We start from the raw sequence: 14,940 nt of genomic DNA, 5'->3' as shown, positions 1-14,940 counted from the left end.
CGCGCCGAAGGTCAGCTGCTCAGCACGTCCTGCATGCCGGGAGCGAGGACGTCCGAGAGGTCGGACCACGGGACGGTGATGGTGATGAGGCCGATGCCGTAGGAACCCACCTGATAGTCCCCGAAGTGAATGTTCATTCCCTCCGGCGATGCCGTCCAGTTCGCGAAGTTGGCCACCGTCGGCTCGATGCCCGAGCGCTCGAAACTGTCGCCTGCCCGGGTGGTCGGAAGAATCTCCGCTGCTCGTTCGGACAGCCGGGCCAGGCCTGTGTCGAGATCGGTGAAGGCATCGTCGAGGGAGATCGGCTGTGCGGTGTCGGCGTCGATCGTCACGGTCGCAAGCAGTGAATTACCGTGCGCTCCGGGCGGTACGGCGATCCAATCGGTGATCTGTTCGGCACTGATCACGCGCCTCCCGACGTAGGTCGTACCCGTCGAGTAGCCGTCGCTGAGGGCGAAGTCGTTCCCGTACTCGCGGTCGATCTGATCCTGGAGCGCGGCGCGCATCGACTCGTTGAACTCCGCCGTCACGGCAGCGTTTCCACCACTGAGCTGTGGAATTGCGACGTCGTAGGTCGCACGCTCCGTAGATCCGGTGACTCGGGTGCTGCCGACGACGTACGGCTCGGCGGCACTCGAGGTAGTGGTTGGCGTTGTAGACGTCGGCTCGGCGCGCTCGGTGGTGGCGGTGACATCGGTTGTGGTCGGTGCCGACGCCGGCGTGGCAGTTCCCGAGGTGGAGCAGCCTGCGAGGGCCGCTGCCAGAGCGAGTGCGACCGTCATCGAGCGGATTCGCGTCATGCCCCACACTAACCACCGAACAGCCGACAACTCCGCTGCTAGCGTCGAACCTCCCGGGTCTCCGACCGGCCCACGTTCGGAAAGGGAGTTCGATGAAAACAATGAGCATCATCACCAACCTGCGGGTTCCGGACGTCGACGAGGCCAAATCGTTCTACACCGAGTTCCTCGGTCTGAAATCCGAGGAGTTCGATATGGGGTGGGTCGCGCGGCTGTCGTCACCCGACCGCCCGGTCAGCGTTCAGCTGGTGACGAGCGATCGGAGCGCACCCGAGGATTCGGTGATGTCGGTGCACACCGACGATGTCGATGGCGCGTACGCCGAAGCGCAGAAACTGGGCTACGAGATCGTGCACCCATTGACGACCGAGCCGTGGGGTGTGCGCCGCTTCTTCGTTCGCGCTCCCGACGGCAACGTCGTCAACATCGCGTATCACCGGGACTGACTACAGCACACGAAAAAGCCCGACCCCCTCGAAAGGGAGTCGGGCTTTTTCAGCGAGGGGCTGGACTCAGAAGTCCATGCCGCCCATGCCACCGGTCGGATCGCCAGCGGGCGCTCCGGCCTTTTCGGGCTTGTCGGCGACGACGGCCTCGGTGGTGAGGAACAGAGCCGCGATGGACGCTGCGTTCTGCAGTGCCGAGCGGGTGACCTTGACCGGGTCGTTGATGCCTGCAGCGAGCAGGTCCTCGTACTCGTTGGTCGCGGCGTTGAGGCCGTGACCTGCTGGCAGGTTGGAGACCTTGTCCGCAACGACGCCGGGCTCGAGGCCTGCGTTGAATGCGATCTGCTTGAGCGGGGCGGACAGTGCGACGCGAACGATGTTCACGCCGGTTGCCTCGTCACCGTCGAGCTTGAGGTTGTCGAGTGCGGGCGCTGCCTGGAGCAGTGCCACGCCGCCACCGGCGACGATGCCTTCTTCGACGGCTGCCTTGGCGTTACGCACGGCATCTTCGATGCGGTGCTTGCGCTCCTTGAGCTCGACCTCGGTTGCCGCTCCGGCCTTGATGACTGCAACGCCACCGGCCAGCTTGGCCAGGCGCTCCTGCAGCTTCTCGCGGTCGTAGTCGGAATCGGAGTTCTCGATCTCGGCGCGGATCTGGTTGACGCGACCGGCGATGGCGTCGGAATCTCCCGAGCCTTCGACGATGGTGGTCTCGTCCTTGGTGATGACGACCTTGCGTGCCTGTCCGAGCAGCTCGAGTCCGGCGGTCTCCAGGGAGAGGCCGACCTCTTCGCTGATGACCTCGCCGCCCGTGAGGATGGCGATGTCGGCGAGCTGCGCCTTGCGACGGTCACCGAATCCGGGAGCCTTGACGGCGACGGACTTGAAGGTGCCACGGATCTTGTTCACCACGAGGGTGGAGAGAGCTTCGCCCTCGACGTCCTCGGCGATGATGACGAGCGGCTTGCCGGACTGGATGACCTTCTCCAGCAGCGGCAGCAGGTCCTTGACGGTGCTGATCTTGGAGCTGACGAGCAGGATGTACGCGTCTTCGAGGACGGCTTCCTGACGCTCTGCATCGGTGGCGAAGTACGCCGAGATGTAGCCCTTGTCGAAGCGCATGCCCTCGGTGAGCTCGAGCTGCAGGCCGAAGGTGTTGGACTCCTCGACCGTGATGACGCCTTCCTTGCCGACCTTGTCCATTGCCTCGGCGATGAGCTCGCCGATGGACGGGTCGCCTGCGGAGATGCCAGCGGTAGCAGCGATCTGCTCCTTGGTGTCGATCTCCTTGGCGGACGCGAGCAGCGACTCGGTGACGGCTGCAACAGCCTTCTCGATGCCGCGCTTGAGGCCGAGCGGGTTCGCGCCGGCTGCGACGTTGCGCAGGCCTTCACGGACGAGTGCCTGAGCGAGAACGGTAGCGGTGGTGGTGCCGTCGCCTGCGACGTCGTCGGTCTTCTTGGCGACCTCCTTGACGAGCTCGGCACCGATCTTCTCGTAGGGATCTTCGAGCTCGATCTCCTTGGCGATGGAAACACCATCGTTGGTGATCGTGGGAGCTCCCCACTTCTTCTCGAGTACGACGTTGCGACCCTTGGGGCCCAACGTCACCTTTACTGCGTCGGCGAGGGCATTGAGGCCTCGCTCGAGGCCACGGCGTGCCTCTTCGTCGAACGCGATGATCTTGGCCATTGCGAAGTGATCCTCCGGATTGGGGGTGACACATTGCTGGCCGAGCTCGGTGCCCGCGACGGACGACCAGGGGTGTCGTTGATTCCCCGGCCTCACCGTGTCCCGACCTGGCACTCACGTGTCGAGAGTGCCAACTGCATTTCTAGCACTCGCCCATGGTGAGTGCAAGGTCGTCCGCCGCCGGCGAACCGCCGCACCCCCCATGCTCGACGCCACCGCGGGACGCAGGTGCCGAGCAGATGCTCGGCCGAGCCGGTATCCGTCACACACTGTTCACACCTGTACGCATTGTTAACATCCGAATACTGTGCATCGGACCCGTGACGCTAATACCGTTGAGCGACAACGGTTTCGACACCCGAAAAATTCGGACAAACCCCCGCAAAAGCGACAGTGAGGATCGAATATGTCCGATACGGTCGACACGTCGTACGACAACTCGGCGATGGACCACGAGGAAGAGGGCTACCACAAGGGCCTCAAACCTCGACAGTTGCAGATGATCGCGATCGGTGGCGCAATCGGCACCGGCCTTTTCCTCGGCGCAGGCGGACGCCTCGCCAGTGCCGGGCCTGGCCTGTTCCTCGCCTACGCCCTCTGTGGAATTTTCGTCTTCTTCATTCTCCGCGCCCTCGGCGAATTGGTGTTGCACCGCCCGTCGTCGGGCAGCTTCGTCTCGTACGCTCGCGAGTTCTTCGGCGAGAAGGCCGCATTCGTCGCCGGGTGGATGTACTTCCTCAACTGGGCGATGACGGCCATCGTCGACGTCACGGCCATCGCGACCTACATGCATTACTGGGGAAGTTTCGAGGTGATTCCGCAGTGGGCCATCGCGCTGGTCGCACTGGTTCTGGTGATGAGCCTGAACCTGGTGTCGGTCAAGTGGTTCGGTGAAATGGAGTTCTGGGCGGCCATGATCAAGGTCATCGCGCTGGTGACCTTCTTGATCGTCGGCATCGTCTTCTTGGCCGGCCGCATCCCCGTCGGTTCCGAGATGCCCGGAATCAGCTTGATCACCGACAACGGCGGCCTGTTCCCGTCCGGCGCGTGGCCCCTGGTCATCGTCATCTCGGGTGTCGTGTTCGCTTATGCCGCAGTGGAACTGGTGGGGACCGCGGCCGGCGAGACCGAGAACCCGGAGAAGATCATGCCGCGGGCGATCAACTCGGTCATCGCCCGTATCGCACTGTTCTACGTCGGCTCGCTGGTACTGCTCGCACTACTGTTGCCGTACACCGCATATCAGGCCGGTACCTCGCCGTTCGTGACGTTCTTCTCGAGCATCGGCCTCGGCGGCGCGGGCACCATCATGAACATCGTGGTGCTCACCGCGGCGCTGTCCAGCCTCAACGCCGGTCTCTACTCGACCGGCCGAATTCTGCGGTCGATGGCGATGAACGGCAGCGCACCGGAATTCACCAAGAAGATGACCAAGGGCGGAGTACCGTTCGGCGGCATTCTGCTGACCTGCTTCATCACACTGTTCGGTGTCGCCCTCAACGCCATCGCCCCGGGCGAAGCGTTCGAGATCGTGCTGAACATGTCCGCACTGGGCATCATCGCCAGCTGGGCAACCATCGTGCTGTGCCAGATCCAGCTGTACCGCTGGTCCAAGAAGGGCATCCTGAAGCGGCCCAAGTTCCGTCTGTTCGGTGCGCCGTACACGAGCTACGCGACGCTGGTCTTCCTGTTCGGCGTGCTGGTCCTGATGGCCTTCGATGCCCCGATCGGCTCGTGGACCATCGCGACCCTCGTCGTCATCATCCCCGCACTGATCGGCGGCTGGTTCCTGGTGCGCACCAAGGTGCTCTCGGTGGCCGAAGAACGAATGGGCTACACCGGCCAGTACCCGGTGGTGGCCAACCGTCCGACCGAACCGGAGGAGTGACCCTTCCCAACCCCCTCTCGAGCCAGGGCCCCGCATCGACCCGATGCGGGGCCCTGCTCATGGAGTCACGAAAACCTGAGCCATCGCGAGCGGGTGAACGGTGAGCGTCGCGCCGGCGGCTCCGGCACTCCGGCAGAAACAGCAGCAGCCACGGCATCGGCAAGCTCCACGCAGGTCTGGAATCGATCTGCCGGGTCCTTGGCCAACGCGCGTGCGACCACCGCGTCGAGACCCCGCGGCAGTGATCGCCGACGCCTCGTCACCGCAGGCGGTTCGGCCGACAGATGGGCGGCCGTGATCGCGAGCGGCGTGGCCAACGGGTACGGCGTTCGCCCGGTCAGCAATTCGACCAGCGTCGCCCCCAATGCGTAGACGTCGGTCTGCGCGCTCAGCACTCCCCCGCGAAGCAGTTCCGGTGCCGCGTAGTGGATGGACGCCAGTACAGTTCCGCCGACGACCAGCGGCGTCGAGTCGTCGACCAGACGCGCAATTCCCCAGTCGGACAACAACACCTGCTCGTACCCGTCCACCCGCTCGGTGGAGATGAGGATGTTCGACGGCTTGACGTCGCGGTGCAGGACGCCGTTCGAGTGGGCGTAGTCGAGGCCCTTGGCCACCTCGGCGACGATGCGTGCCACGCGGGAGACGTCGAGAGCGATCTGACCGCGAGCGACCAACCGCGCCGCGCTGTACCCGTCGACGTAGTGCATCGACATCCACAACTGGCCCTCGAACTCACCGTGTTCGTGCACCGACACGATGTTCGGATGCACCAGCAGCTCGGCCACCGTGGCCTCGGTCCGAAATTTGGTGCGCAGTCGCGGCGAGCGCGAGGCGTCGCGGTCGAGGATCTTCAGAGCTTCGAGCCGATCGTGTCCGCGGCCGAGTACGAGGTACACCTCACTCATGCCGCCGACCCCGAGGCGACGCTGCACCCGGAAGCCGGCGAACTCCGCACCCGGCTGCAGCTGGCCGGGATTCACAGAATCTCCTGTGCAGCAGTGCTACTCGCGGCACATCGACTCCACAAGGGGACGACCGGGCGAGACCGCAACATCGACAGAACTGTAGTCCGTTCGGGTGCTCGCGGCGACTCGGCAGACTTTCGACGCGGGCCTGTCTCCCCAGCTCACCGGCTCGGTCACGTTTCGCCGCCCGCGCCGACGTCGTTTATGGTGATTACCGGTACTTGACCAAAACAAGGGAAAAAGAACGGCATACCGATAGTGGTCAGCCGATCACCTCGACTCGAGTTGTAAGGAAGTCAAGTAAGTGAAAGCAGTAAAGGAAGCGTGGGGCGGCCTGCTCAAGCCGGTTTTCGTCCCCGCATCTATCGTCATTTTTGTGATGATCACCTTCTCGGTGATCTATGCCGGCACTGCCGCCGACGCGTTCGACAAGCTCAACAACGCCATCACCAGTGGCGTCGGCTGGTGGTACATCCTGGCCACCACCGGTTTTGTGGTGTTCGCGCTGTACTGCGGCCTCAGTAGGGTCGGCAACATTCGCCTGGGCCGCGACGACGAGAAGCCGGAGTTCGGCGTCCTGTCCTGGTTCGCGATGCTCTTCAGCGCCGGCATGGGTATCGGCCTGGTGTTCTACGGCGTCGCCGAACCTCTCTCGCACTACGTCACGCCACCCGAAGCCGGGGGCATTCCCGGCAGCACCGACCCGGCCGCCCGTCAGGCGATGGAGCTGACCCTGTTCCACTGGGGTCTGCACGCCTGGGCGATCTACGTCGTGGTCGGACTCGGGCTGGCCTACATGACGTACCGCAAAGGACGCCCACTGTCCGTGCGCTGGTTGCTCGAGCCGCTGCTGGGACGCAAGCGCATCGAGGGCGGCATCGGCCATGCGATCGACTCCGTCGCCATCATCGGCACGTTGTTCGGTGTGGCCACCTCGCTCGGATTCGGTGTGCAGCAGATTTCGGCCGGTCTCGAGTACCTGGGTTGGGTCGACACCAACAACTGGGTGACGGTCCTCATCATCGCCGGCGTCACCGGCCTCGCCACGTTCTCTGTCGTATCCGGCGTCTCACGAGGGCTCAAATGGCTCTCGAACATCAACATGGGAATGGCCGCGGCGCTGGCCGTCTTCGTTCTGATCGCTGGACCGAGCCTGTTCCTCATGCAGTCCTGGGTGCAGAACCTCGGCGGCTACGTCCAGGCGTTGCCCGAGTTGATGCTGCGCACGTCGCCCTTCTCCGACGATGGCTGGGCCGGTGCCTGGACCATCTTCTACTGGGGCTGGTGGATGAGCTGGGCACCGTTCGTCGGCATGTTCATCGCCCGCATCTCACGCGGCCGTACCATCCGCGAATTCGTGTTCGGAGTGCTGCTGGCACCGACCATCATCGGTTCGCTATGGTTCACGATCTTCGGTGATGCCGGCATTCTGCGTCAGCGGGACAACGGTGACCTGCTGGTCGACGGTGCCGTCGACACCAACACGAGTCTGTTTCAGCTGCTCGACACGTTGCCGTTGGCTACGATCAGTAGCGTGCTGGCGATCTTCGTCATCGTGTTCTTCTTCGTGACCTCCTCCGATTCCGGCTCGTTGGTCATCGACATCCTCTCCACCGGCGGTGACCTCGAGCCCCCGAAGATCACCCGCGTGTACTGGTCGATTCTCGAAGGCGTGGCAGCAACGGTGCTGCTCCTGATCGGCGGGACAGGATCGTTGACGGCCCTGCAGACGATGTCGATAGCCACGGCAGTACCGTTCTCGATCATCCTTGTGCTCGCATGCATATCGATGCTCAAGGCCTTCCGCTACGACGTCGCCACCACCCCGCGGTACTTGCGCGTCACCGCGACACCCGATGTGGGGCAGGACGAGCCTCAGGCAGCACCGGTGTCACCGGCGGTTCGCAAGCGAGTGAGTGCCGGAATTTCGTCGACATTCTCCGGCCTGGCACCGTCTCGAGAAGGGGTGACGCCGCCGCGCACGGACGGCAGCGTCGTGCTGGCGGTGCACGAGGTGCCCACCGAACAACTCGAGATTCACCCCGAGACGGGTGCGGTCGAGTACTCCGGTGACAACGCACCGGTCGATCCCCTGGGCGGCGAAGTGTTCGACACCCAGGAGTTCGCAGATTCGGCCGAAGGCCAGAACGTCAGCAAGAACGCGGACTGAGCACCTTCTCAACCACCGATCTCTGGCCCTCGCGACATTGTTCGCGGGGGTCAGAGGTTTTTCGAAGCCCAGTCGGTCAGTGCTTGCAGGGACGGCAGCAGCGCCGCACCGGACGGCGTCAGGCTGTACTGCACCGAGAGCGGCGGTCCGTTGTCCACTGTTCGCTGGACCAGGCCGGCCTTGCCGAGCTCACCGAGCCGCTCGGACAGGACCGAATCGCTGATACCACCGACGGCCCGGCGTAGGTCCGCGAATCCCATCGACCCGTTCATCAGGGTGGCCAGCAGAATTCCGTTCCATCGCTTGCCGAGGAAGCCGAACGCTTTGGTCAGGGCTCCGTCGCAGGCACGAGGTTCGTGAGTGGGTTCGTTCGCGGCCATGACCCCACCGTACCGAAGTGCTACTGTCTGCCTTGCCACTTCTGATTCACTAGTGGCCTCAGAAATGAAAGCAGGGCTCATGTTCATCGCAACAGTCGTCGTGTCGGTGCTGCTGGCCGTGGCACTCACGTTCTCCGCCGTCGGAAAGCTGACGCGCAACCCCTCCGTCGTCCCGATGCTCGAACAGGTGGGCGTGCCCGCAGACAAGATTCCGTGGTTGGCCTACGCGGAGATCCTCGGTGCCATCGGCCTGCTCGTCGGCCTGTTCGCATGGCCGATAGGAGTCGCGGCAGCCATCGGCGTCATCGCGTACTTCGTCGGAGCAGTCGTCGCGCACCTGCGCATCAAGGACAAGGAATTCGGTCCGGCGGCAGGCCTGGCCGTGTTCGCCGTCGTCGCCCTGGTCCTACGGGTGCTCAGCGCCTGACCAGTCGTAGTCCATCTGGCCCGCGGTGGCGAGAGCCTGATCGGCGCTCGTCCACCGCGCGACCAGATGCAGCGCAAGGTCCAGGCCTGCACTGATACCGGCCGACGTCGCCAGATCACCGTGGTCGATGTATCGAACTCCCTCGTGCACGGCCAGCGCGGGCCAGCGCGTGCGCAACAGGTCGAGGTCCTCCCAGTGCGTGGTGACCGGACGCGAATCGAGCAGGCCCGCCGCGGCGAGAACGAAAGCACCGGTGCACACCGATGCGACAACTTCTGCGGTGGGTCGAAGTCGCTGCAGCCACTGAAGCACTCGGCCGTCCGCTTCGACCGCGTCGACGACACCGCCGGGAACCAGGACGAGGTCATAGGTCCGTGGATCGTCGATCGTGGTGTCGACGCCGATTCTCATCCCACCTCGCGCGCGTACCGCTGCGTCGTCGAGCCCGACGAGCGTCACGTCGAAAGGCACCGCGCTACCGGCACGTTGGGCCACCCGATTGGCCACCGAGAACACCTCGAACGGCCCGCAGGCATCGAGCACCTCGACGTCGTCGAACAACAGAATCGCAATACTTCTCATTTTCGCCCTCAGCTGCTCGTGGTCGAAACGATGACGGGCACCATGATCGCTGCCGTCACCGCGGCATTGACGTCCGAGACCGCTTTGCGGACAGCTGCACCCGCCCACTCACCCTCGGCGATCTGCTTGGCCCTCGTCTTCAGCACCTTCTTGTCGGCATCGACGATGACCTTGTGCGTCAGATCGACTGCCGAGATCAGTGAGATCAGAGCAGCCGAGTGCGGCGTCGGCGTCGTGCCGTCGACGAGAGCACTCCGCAGTGCATCCCGCAGCACCTTCTCCCGAGAGGTGTCGCGAGCCGGCCACGTCGTCGTCGGGAAAAGCCCCCAGACCTTGTCCTGCTTCTCGGTGACGAAGCCCTGCGCGACCAGACGCGCAGCCAGTTCCTTCGCCAGATTCTTCTGCGACTTCTCGATCACCTTCTGCGGCTTCATCGACCGCGACGCCGTTGCTACCAGATCGAACACCCGGCGCAGCAACGGGTCCGCGGGCGGATCTCCCGCGACGACGACGTGGTCCTTCGTGGTCTGCTCACCGGGACCGGTGATGCGGAGCGACCCGCCCAGGGCGAGCTCGACGACCAGCGCACCCGCGAGAACACGGGGCAACTTGGTGGAATCGGCCGATGGCTTGCCCGATTCGTCGTCGAGCAACAACAGCAGCAGGTCCTCCGCAATCAAGGTCATGCTGCGAGATTACCCACAGTGCGCACTCGATTTGCGGTGTTCATCCGCGCGAAATCGACTGTTCAGTCGGCCCCGCCCATTCAGTTGATCAGACTCTGCCAATTCGAGGGCACCCGTTCACGAGGGCCCGGAACCGTCTGGTCGAGCGGATGATGTTGCGGCGGAGCAAGTTCGGGCCCGTCGTACATCTGCTCGTCCTCGTAGTTGTAGAACCAGTCCTCGCCGGGCTCGAAGCTGCGCACGAACTGGTGCCGAGTGGATTCGGCATGCTTGCTGGCGTGCTGCGACGGAGACGAATCACAGCACCCGATGTGCCCGCACTGCGCACACCGCCGCAGATGCACCCACCACCCCTGCGTCTGCGTGCACTCCACGCAGCCCGGGCCGGACGGCGAGACTGTCGGATCGATACCGTCGATTGTCATGATGCCTCCTCGATTGCTGGATGAACGGGCAGCCGCACGATGAATCGGGTGTCCCCCGGCTGGGACACCACTCGCAGATCGCCCTGATGTTTCTTCACCACGATCCGCCACGAGATGTCCAGACCGAGCCCCGTGCCCTCACCGACGGCCTTGGTGGTGAAGAACGGCTCGAATATTCGCGACCGAATGTCTTCCGGCACACCGGGTCCGGTATCGCACACCTCGATCTGCACCTGATCGTCGTCGAGAAGTGTGCGAACGGTGAGCGTGCCGCGGCCCTCCATGGCCTGCACCGCATTGTCGATCAGATTGGTCCATACCTGATTGAGCTCGGCGGCATACGCGGGAATGGGAGGTACCGACGGGTCGTATTCCTTCACCACGCGGATATCGTCACCGATCTTGCGCCCCAACATGATCAGCGTGCTGTCGAGCAGTTCTCGAACATCCACCGTCTGGTATGGCGCGCGGTCCATTTGCGAGTACTGCTTGGCCGCGCCGACCAGAGTGGAGATCCGAGTGGTCGAATCCGAGATCTCGTTCATCAACAACTCGGTTTCCACCGTGTAGTTGAGCCACCTGATCGCCCCTTCGAGCATGGCCGGATCCCCCACCGTCGCCGACACCCGATCCAGCCACGGCACGTCGAGACCCGCCGAGACGAAAGTGGGGGCCAGATCCCATCCCCCGTCGATTCCGTTGTCGTCGAACCACTCTCCGAGCTCGTCCTCCCGGTCCGACGCTTCCATTGCGGTGAGCTTCGGAGCCTTGGCCACCAACTCCACGGCCTCGTTCTGCAGTCCGACCAGATGCGACAAGCTCGAGCGATCGAGAGTCCCGCCGGCAATCATTGCCAATTTCTGCCGCATGTGCGCCACCCGATTTCGCAACGCGGACGTCGCCCGCACCGCGGCCGCGGCCGGATTGTTCAGCTCGTGCGTCAACCCGGCCGACAGAGAGCCCAACGCCAACAAGCGTTCTCGCTGCTCGACGACCTGCTTGGTGTTCTGGTTACCGAAGAACAATCCCTCGAGCAGATGGAGGGCCATCGGGAACCACTCGCGCACGATCGAGGCGAAGCAGTCGGCATCGAGGACGAAGAACCGGGACTGCGCGGTCACCCGCATCGAACCCTGGTAGGTCTGCGGTACTCGATCGCCCAGATACGCTTGCCACGCACCGGCATACACCCCGCGCTGCGAGGTGCGATTGACCACCAGGTCTTCCCCGCCCGACAGCTTCGAGAGCACCACCGAGCCCTCGATCAACACGTAGAAGCACGTCGCTGGGTCGCCCTCCGCGTACACCGGCCCCGGCTCGATCGTTTCGATACGGCCGTCTCGACACAGCTCGGCGAGCTGTGCGTCGGTGAGCTGCTCGAACAAGAACAGCGTCCGCAACTCCTCCGGATCGCACAGGGGCGCGTTCACGGATTTGCCAGGTATCTGTGCACCAACATCACGGCCATCGCTCCTTCTCCCACTGCCGAGGCAACCCGCTTGGCCGAGTCCGACCGGACGTCACCGGCCGCGAACACTCCCGGCACGCTCGTCTCGAGGTGATGCGGCAACCGCGCGGGTGTCCACCCGGCAGGACCACGGCCGTCGACCACCAGATCGGGGCCCGTCACCACGAATCCGTGATCGTCACGCACGAGCACGCCGTCGAGCCAATCGGTCCGCGGTGCCGCGCCGATGAACAGGAACAGGTACTGCGCGTCCACCGTCGTCGTCTCGTCGGTTGCCCTGTTGTGCAGCGTGATCTGCTCCAGGTGCCCGTCACCGGAGACGCCGACGACCTCGGTACACGGCCGAACGCTGATCTTCGGGTTCTCCTCGATCTGCTTGATGAGGTAGTACGACATCGATGCCTCGAGGGACGCCGCACGGATCAGGATCGTCACCGACCTCGCGCCCCGCGAGAGATAGACCGCCGCCTGGCCTGCCGAGTTCGCGCCGCCGACGATGAAGACGTCCTGTTCGGCGCAGCGAGCTGCCTCGGTCATCGCCGACCCGTAGAACACCCCGCGGCCGGTGAAGTCGTCGATTCCGGGGGCCTCCAACCGGCGGTAGGCGACGCCGGTGGACAGGATGATCGTCTGGGCACTGATGCTGCGGCCGTCGGCGAACCGCACGGTCCGCGCAGCGCCGTTGGTCTCCAGGGCCACGACGTCCTGCGTGGTGACCACCTCTGCACCGAACTTCAGCGCCTGCCGACGAGCCCGCTCCGCGAGTTGTGCGCCCGAGACGCCGTCGGGAAAGCCGAGGTAGTTCTCGATGCGTGAACTCTGCCCGGCCTGCCCGCCGGTCGCAGTGCGCTCGATCAACGTGGTGCGCAGGCCCTCGGACGCGCCGTAGAGCGCAGCGCCGAGTCCGGCCGGGCCGCCGCCGATGACAACCAGGTCGTAGAACTCTTCCGACGGTGAGACCGTCAGCCCCAGACGGTTGCCGAGTTCGGCATCGGACGGCTCGATCAGCGCGTCACCTTCGGTGGTGATGACCACCGGGAGGCGGTCGTCGGCCACTCCGGCCGCGGCCAACAGCCGCGCACCCTCCGATTCGTCGGACATGTACCAGCGGTACGGCAGTTGATTGCGGGCGAGAAACTCCCTGATCTCCGAGGACCGCGCAGACCAGCGGTGGCCGACGATCTTGGTGTCCTCCACGGCCCGGTGGTCGTACGCGCACCAGGCTTCGAGCTGAGCGTCGAGGACGGGGTAGAGCTTTTCCTCGGGTGGATCCCACGGCTTGAGCAGGTAGTAGTCGAGATCGATGACGTTGATGGCGTCGATCGCAGCGTCGGTGTCGGCATAGGCGGTGAGCAGGATTCGCCGCGCCGTCGGGAACAGATCCATGGCCTGTTCGAGAAATTCCATGCCGCTCATGTTCGGCATGCGGTAGTCGGCCAACAGAATCGCGACCGGAGTGCCGCGCAACGTCAGTTCCTTGAGCGCATCGAGCGCCCCGGCACCGGATTCCGCGCGCACGATGCGGTACTGCTCGCCGTACCGGCGGCGCAGGTCGCGGGCGACCGAACGCGATACTCCGGGATCGTCGTCGACGCTGAGAATGACCGGTTTCATGACCCTCCAGGACTGGTGCTCGTCAACCTCATGAGCATGCCACCACCGGACCCCCTATGGGAGGTAAGTGACGGCGTCGAGCCTGGGAACAGCAGGGTCAGATTCGGCCGCGCCTGATCAGATCGATCTCCTGCGGGGTGAGCAGCCGCTCGAGCTTCTCGGCAGGCCAGGTACGCGGACTGCCGCTCATCCTGGCGGTCTTCAACAGGGGCAGATCACTGCTGGTACGACGCATTATCGACTGTAATTTCACGGTGGATCACTCCGAACAATTTCTTCGTTGGTCCCGACACTCCGCTTGCTACATCGATCAGTGTCCGCCCGGCGTTAACGCCGGGCTGGGATCTCGTACGGCGTTTCGCGCCGAAAGACCGTTTCTCCCCGCTCTACGTGGGGTAAACATCGGCCCACATCAACTGATCGGGGAACGTTCGTGAACACGTCGGGAAAATCCACGTCGGGACATTCGGGAACAGGAAAATCGGCTACAGGAAAATCACTGGCCAATTCGGTTCAGGACAACGGTGCATTCGAGAAGGCGGCCCGGGCCGGCCACTTCGTCAGCGGAGTGCTGCACGTCCTGATCGGGTACATCGCCATCCGATTGGCGTTCGGTCAGGGCGGTAACGCCGACCAGTCCGGAGCACTCGCCGAACTGGCCGAGAAGCCCGGCGGCAAGATCGCACTGTGGGTTGCCGTCGTCGCGTTCGTGGCACTGGCCCTGTGGCGCATCGTCGAGGCCATCGTCGGCAAGAAGTCCGATTCCGACGAGGGCAGCGCGATGGATCGACTCAAGGCGGCAGCGCTGGCCGTCGTCTACATTGCCTTCGCATTCTCCACCTACGGTTTCGCGACCGGATCCGGTAAGTCCAGCGGACAACAGAACGCCGGCTACTCGGCGCGATTGATGGAATCCGGTGGCGGCAAGCTCGTATTGATCGTCATCGCCCTGATCGTCATCGGCGTCGGCGGATACCACGTCTACAAGGGCGTCTCGAAGAATTTCCTCGACGACCTCGAAGGCAGCCAGAGCGGAGCGGTCGTCAAACTCGGCATCGCCGGATACGCGGCCAAGGGCACGGCGCTCGTGGGGGCCGGAATCCTCGTCGTCGTAGCGGTACTGCAGTCCGATCCATCCAAGGCCACCGGAATCGACGGTGCCGTCAAGACCCTGGGAGCCCAGCCGTACGGGCAGGTTCTGTTGATCCTCGCCGGCGTGGGAATCGCGTTGTACGGCCTGTATGCATTCGTCCTAGCTCGCTTCGCTCGCATGTGAGCGGGAGTGGAGCTCGCTTCGCTCGCATGTGATGCTCCTATGAGTGTCAAGTGGCAGTTTTCTGGGTGAGAAGTTGGAACATTTCGCGGGCGACGGCTCGTTTGAGGCAGCGGATTAT

At 64.1% G+C, this 14,940-nt stretch carries 15 protein-coding genes; 5 read left to right on the top strand and 10 right to left on the bottom strand.

Annotated features, from left to right (window positions below; translation table 11 throughout):
• Nucleotides 1-11: 11 nt before the first annotated feature.
• Complete coding sequence (locus J2X62_RS20915) at nt 12-800, bottom strand: RsiV family protein (RefSeq protein WP_310183113.1); 789 nt, start codon at nt 798-800, stop codon at nt 12-14.
• Between the two features lie 92 nt (nt 801-892).
• Between J2X62_RS20915 and J2X62_RS20910 the strand changes: the two genes are divergently transcribed.
• Nucleotides 893-1,246, top strand: a complete 354-nt coding sequence (locus J2X62_RS20910; RefSeq protein ID WP_027498446.1) for a VOC family protein — start codon at nt 893-895, stop codon at nt 1,244-1,246.
• A 66-nt stretch (nt 1,247-1,312) separates the two neighbouring features.
• On the opposite strand, the gene groL is transcribed toward J2X62_RS20910, so the two are convergent.
• Nucleotides 1,313-2,938: a chaperonin GroEL gene (gene groL, locus J2X62_RS20905; RefSeq protein WP_008713461.1), complete on the bottom strand. Its 1,626-nt coding sequence runs from the start codon at nt 2,936-2,938 to the stop codon at nt 1,313-1,315.
• A gap of 406 nt (nt 2,939-3,344) precedes the next feature.
• On the opposite strand from groL, the gene J2X62_RS20900 reads away from it, so the two are divergent.
• Nucleotides 3,345-4,826 carry an amino acid permease gene (locus tag J2X62_RS20900; RefSeq protein WP_027498447.1) on the top strand — a complete coding sequence of 494 codons (1,482 nt, stop codon included), beginning with the start codon at nt 3,345-3,347 and terminating at the stop codon, nt 4,824-4,826.
• Nucleotides 4,827-4,891: 65 nt separating this feature from the next.
• On the opposite strand, the gene J2X62_RS20895 is transcribed toward J2X62_RS20900, so the two are convergent.
• Nucleotides 4,892-5,809 carry a serine/threonine-protein kinase gene (locus J2X62_RS20895; protein ID WP_032390649.1) on the bottom strand — a complete coding sequence of 306 codons (918 nt, stop codon included), beginning with the start codon at nt 5,807-5,809 and terminating at the stop codon, nt 4,892-4,894.
• Nucleotides 5,810-6,098: 289 nt separating this feature from the next.
• Here J2X62_RS20895 and J2X62_RS20890 point away from each other — a divergent pair, with 289 nt between their 5' ends.
• Nucleotides 6,099-7,964 carry a BCCT family transporter gene (locus J2X62_RS20890; RefSeq protein ID WP_032365147.1) on the top strand — a complete coding sequence of 622 codons (1,866 nt, stop codon included), beginning with the start codon at nt 6,099-6,101 and terminating at the stop codon, nt 7,962-7,964.
• A 50-nt stretch (nt 7,965-8,014) separates the two neighbouring features.
• Here J2X62_RS20890 and J2X62_RS20885 read toward each other — a convergent pair whose 3' ends face one another.
• Nucleotides 8,015-8,344: a helix-turn-helix domain-containing protein gene (locus J2X62_RS20885; RefSeq protein ID WP_032365146.1), complete on the bottom strand. Its 330-nt coding sequence runs from the start codon at nt 8,342-8,344 to the stop codon at nt 8,015-8,017.
• Nucleotides 8,345-8,423: 79 nt separating this feature from the next.
• Between J2X62_RS20885 and J2X62_RS20880 the strand changes: the two genes are divergently transcribed.
• Entirely contained in the window at nt 8,424-8,771 is a 348-nt protein-coding gene (locus tag J2X62_RS20880; RefSeq protein ID WP_032365408.1) for a DoxX family protein, read from the top strand.
• Here the strand turns inward: J2X62_RS20880 and J2X62_RS20875 are convergent.
• The 6 genes from J2X62_RS20875 to J2X62_RS20850 form a co-directional block, all read right to left on the bottom strand.
• Nucleotides 8,751-9,353, bottom strand: coding sequence for a DJ-1/PfpI family protein (locus J2X62_RS20875; protein WP_027498452.1), 603 nt, complete (start codon nt 9,351-9,353; stop codon nt 8,751-8,753). The two genes, J2X62_RS20880 and J2X62_RS20875, sit on opposite strands and share 21 nt — an antisense overlap.
• An 8-nt stretch (nt 9,354-9,361) precedes the next feature.
• Nucleotides 9,362-10,039, bottom strand: a complete 678-nt coding sequence (locus tag J2X62_RS20870; protein WP_032390650.1) for a GPP34 family phosphoprotein — start codon at nt 10,037-10,039, stop codon at nt 9,362-9,364.
• Between the two features lie 80 nt (nt 10,040-10,119).
• Entirely contained in the window at nt 10,120-10,464 is a 345-nt protein-coding gene (locus tag J2X62_RS20865) for a UBP-type zinc finger domain-containing protein (RefSeq protein ID WP_032390651.1), read from the bottom strand.
• On the bottom strand, nt 10,461-11,894 hold the full coding sequence (locus J2X62_RS20860; RefSeq protein ID WP_032390652.1) for an ATP-binding protein: 1,434 nt from the start codon (nt 11,892-11,894) through the stop codon (nt 10,461-10,463). Before J2X62_RS20860 ends, J2X62_RS20865 begins: the two co-directional genes overlap by 4 nt.
• Nucleotides 11,891-13,546, bottom strand: a complete 1,656-nt coding sequence (locus tag J2X62_RS20855) for an FAD-dependent oxidoreductase (protein ID WP_032386146.1) — start codon at nt 13,544-13,546, stop codon at nt 11,891-11,893. The genes J2X62_RS20860 and J2X62_RS20855 overlap by 4 nt, the downstream gene beginning before the upstream one ends.
• 97 nt (nt 13,547-13,643) lie before the next feature.
• A complete protein-coding gene (locus J2X62_RS20850; protein ID WP_155288428.1) occupies nt 13,644-13,781 on the bottom strand; it encodes a hypothetical protein in 138 nt (45 codons plus the stop codon).
• A 264-nt stretch (nt 13,782-14,045) separates the two neighbouring features.
• Here J2X62_RS20850 and J2X62_RS20845 point away from each other — a divergent pair, with 264 nt between their 5' ends.
• Nucleotides 14,046-14,822, top strand: a complete 777-nt coding sequence (locus J2X62_RS20845; RefSeq protein ID WP_222088472.1) for a DUF1206 domain-containing protein — start codon at nt 14,046-14,048, stop codon at nt 14,820-14,822.
• The last annotated feature ends 118 nt before the right edge of the window (nt 14,823-14,940 follow it).

It is taken from the genome of Rhodococcus sp. 3258, from assembly GCF_031456475.1.
In the GTDB taxonomy this organism is placed as follows: Bacteria; Actinomycetota; Actinomycetes; order Mycobacteriales; family Mycobacteriaceae; genus Rhodococcoides; species Rhodococcoides fascians.
This window is presented reverse-complemented; position numbering and strand designations above follow the sequence as displayed.

Bases quoted from the DNA above. Each gene is read 5' to 3' on its own strand.
- J2X62_RS20885 (WP_032365146.1), bottom strand. From the start codon at position 8,344: ATGGCCGCGAACGAACCCACTCACGAACCTCGTGCCTGCGACGGAGCC.
- groL (WP_008713461.1), bottom strand. From the start codon at position 2,938: ATGGCCAAGATCATCGCGTTCGACGAAGAGGCACGCCGTGGCCTCGAG.
- J2X62_RS20850 (WP_155288428.1), bottom strand. From the start codon at position 13,781: ATGCGTCGTACCAGCAGTGATCTGCCCCTGTTGAAGACCGCCAGGATG.
- J2X62_RS20875 (WP_027498452.1), bottom strand. From the start codon at position 9,353: ATGAGAAGTATTGCGATTCTGTTGTTCGACGACGTCGAGGTGCTCGAT.
- J2X62_RS20910 (WP_027498446.1), top strand. From the start codon at position 893: ATGAAAACAATGAGCATCATCACCAACCTGCGGGTTCCGGACGTCGAC.
- J2X62_RS20855 (WP_032386146.1), bottom strand. From the start codon at position 13,546: ATGAAACCGGTCATTCTCAGCGTCGACGACGATCCCGGAGTATCGCGT.
- J2X62_RS20865 (WP_032390651.1), bottom strand. From the start codon at position 10,464: ATGACAATCGACGGTATCGATCCGACAGTCTCGCCGTCCGGCCCGGGC.
- J2X62_RS20880 (WP_032365408.1), top strand. From the start codon at position 8,424: ATGTTCATCGCAACAGTCGTCGTGTCGGTGCTGCTGGCCGTGGCACTC.
- J2X62_RS20915 (WP_310183113.1), bottom strand. From the start codon at position 800: ATGACGCGAATCCGCTCGATGACGGTCGCACTCGCTCTGGCAGCGGCC.
- J2X62_RS20900 (WP_027498447.1), top strand. From the start codon at position 3,345: ATGTCCGATACGGTCGACACGTCGTACGACAACTCGGCGATGGACCAC.
- J2X62_RS20870 (WP_032390650.1), bottom strand. From the start codon at position 10,039: ATGACCTTGATTGCGGAGGACCTGCTGCTGTTGTTGCTCGACGACGAA.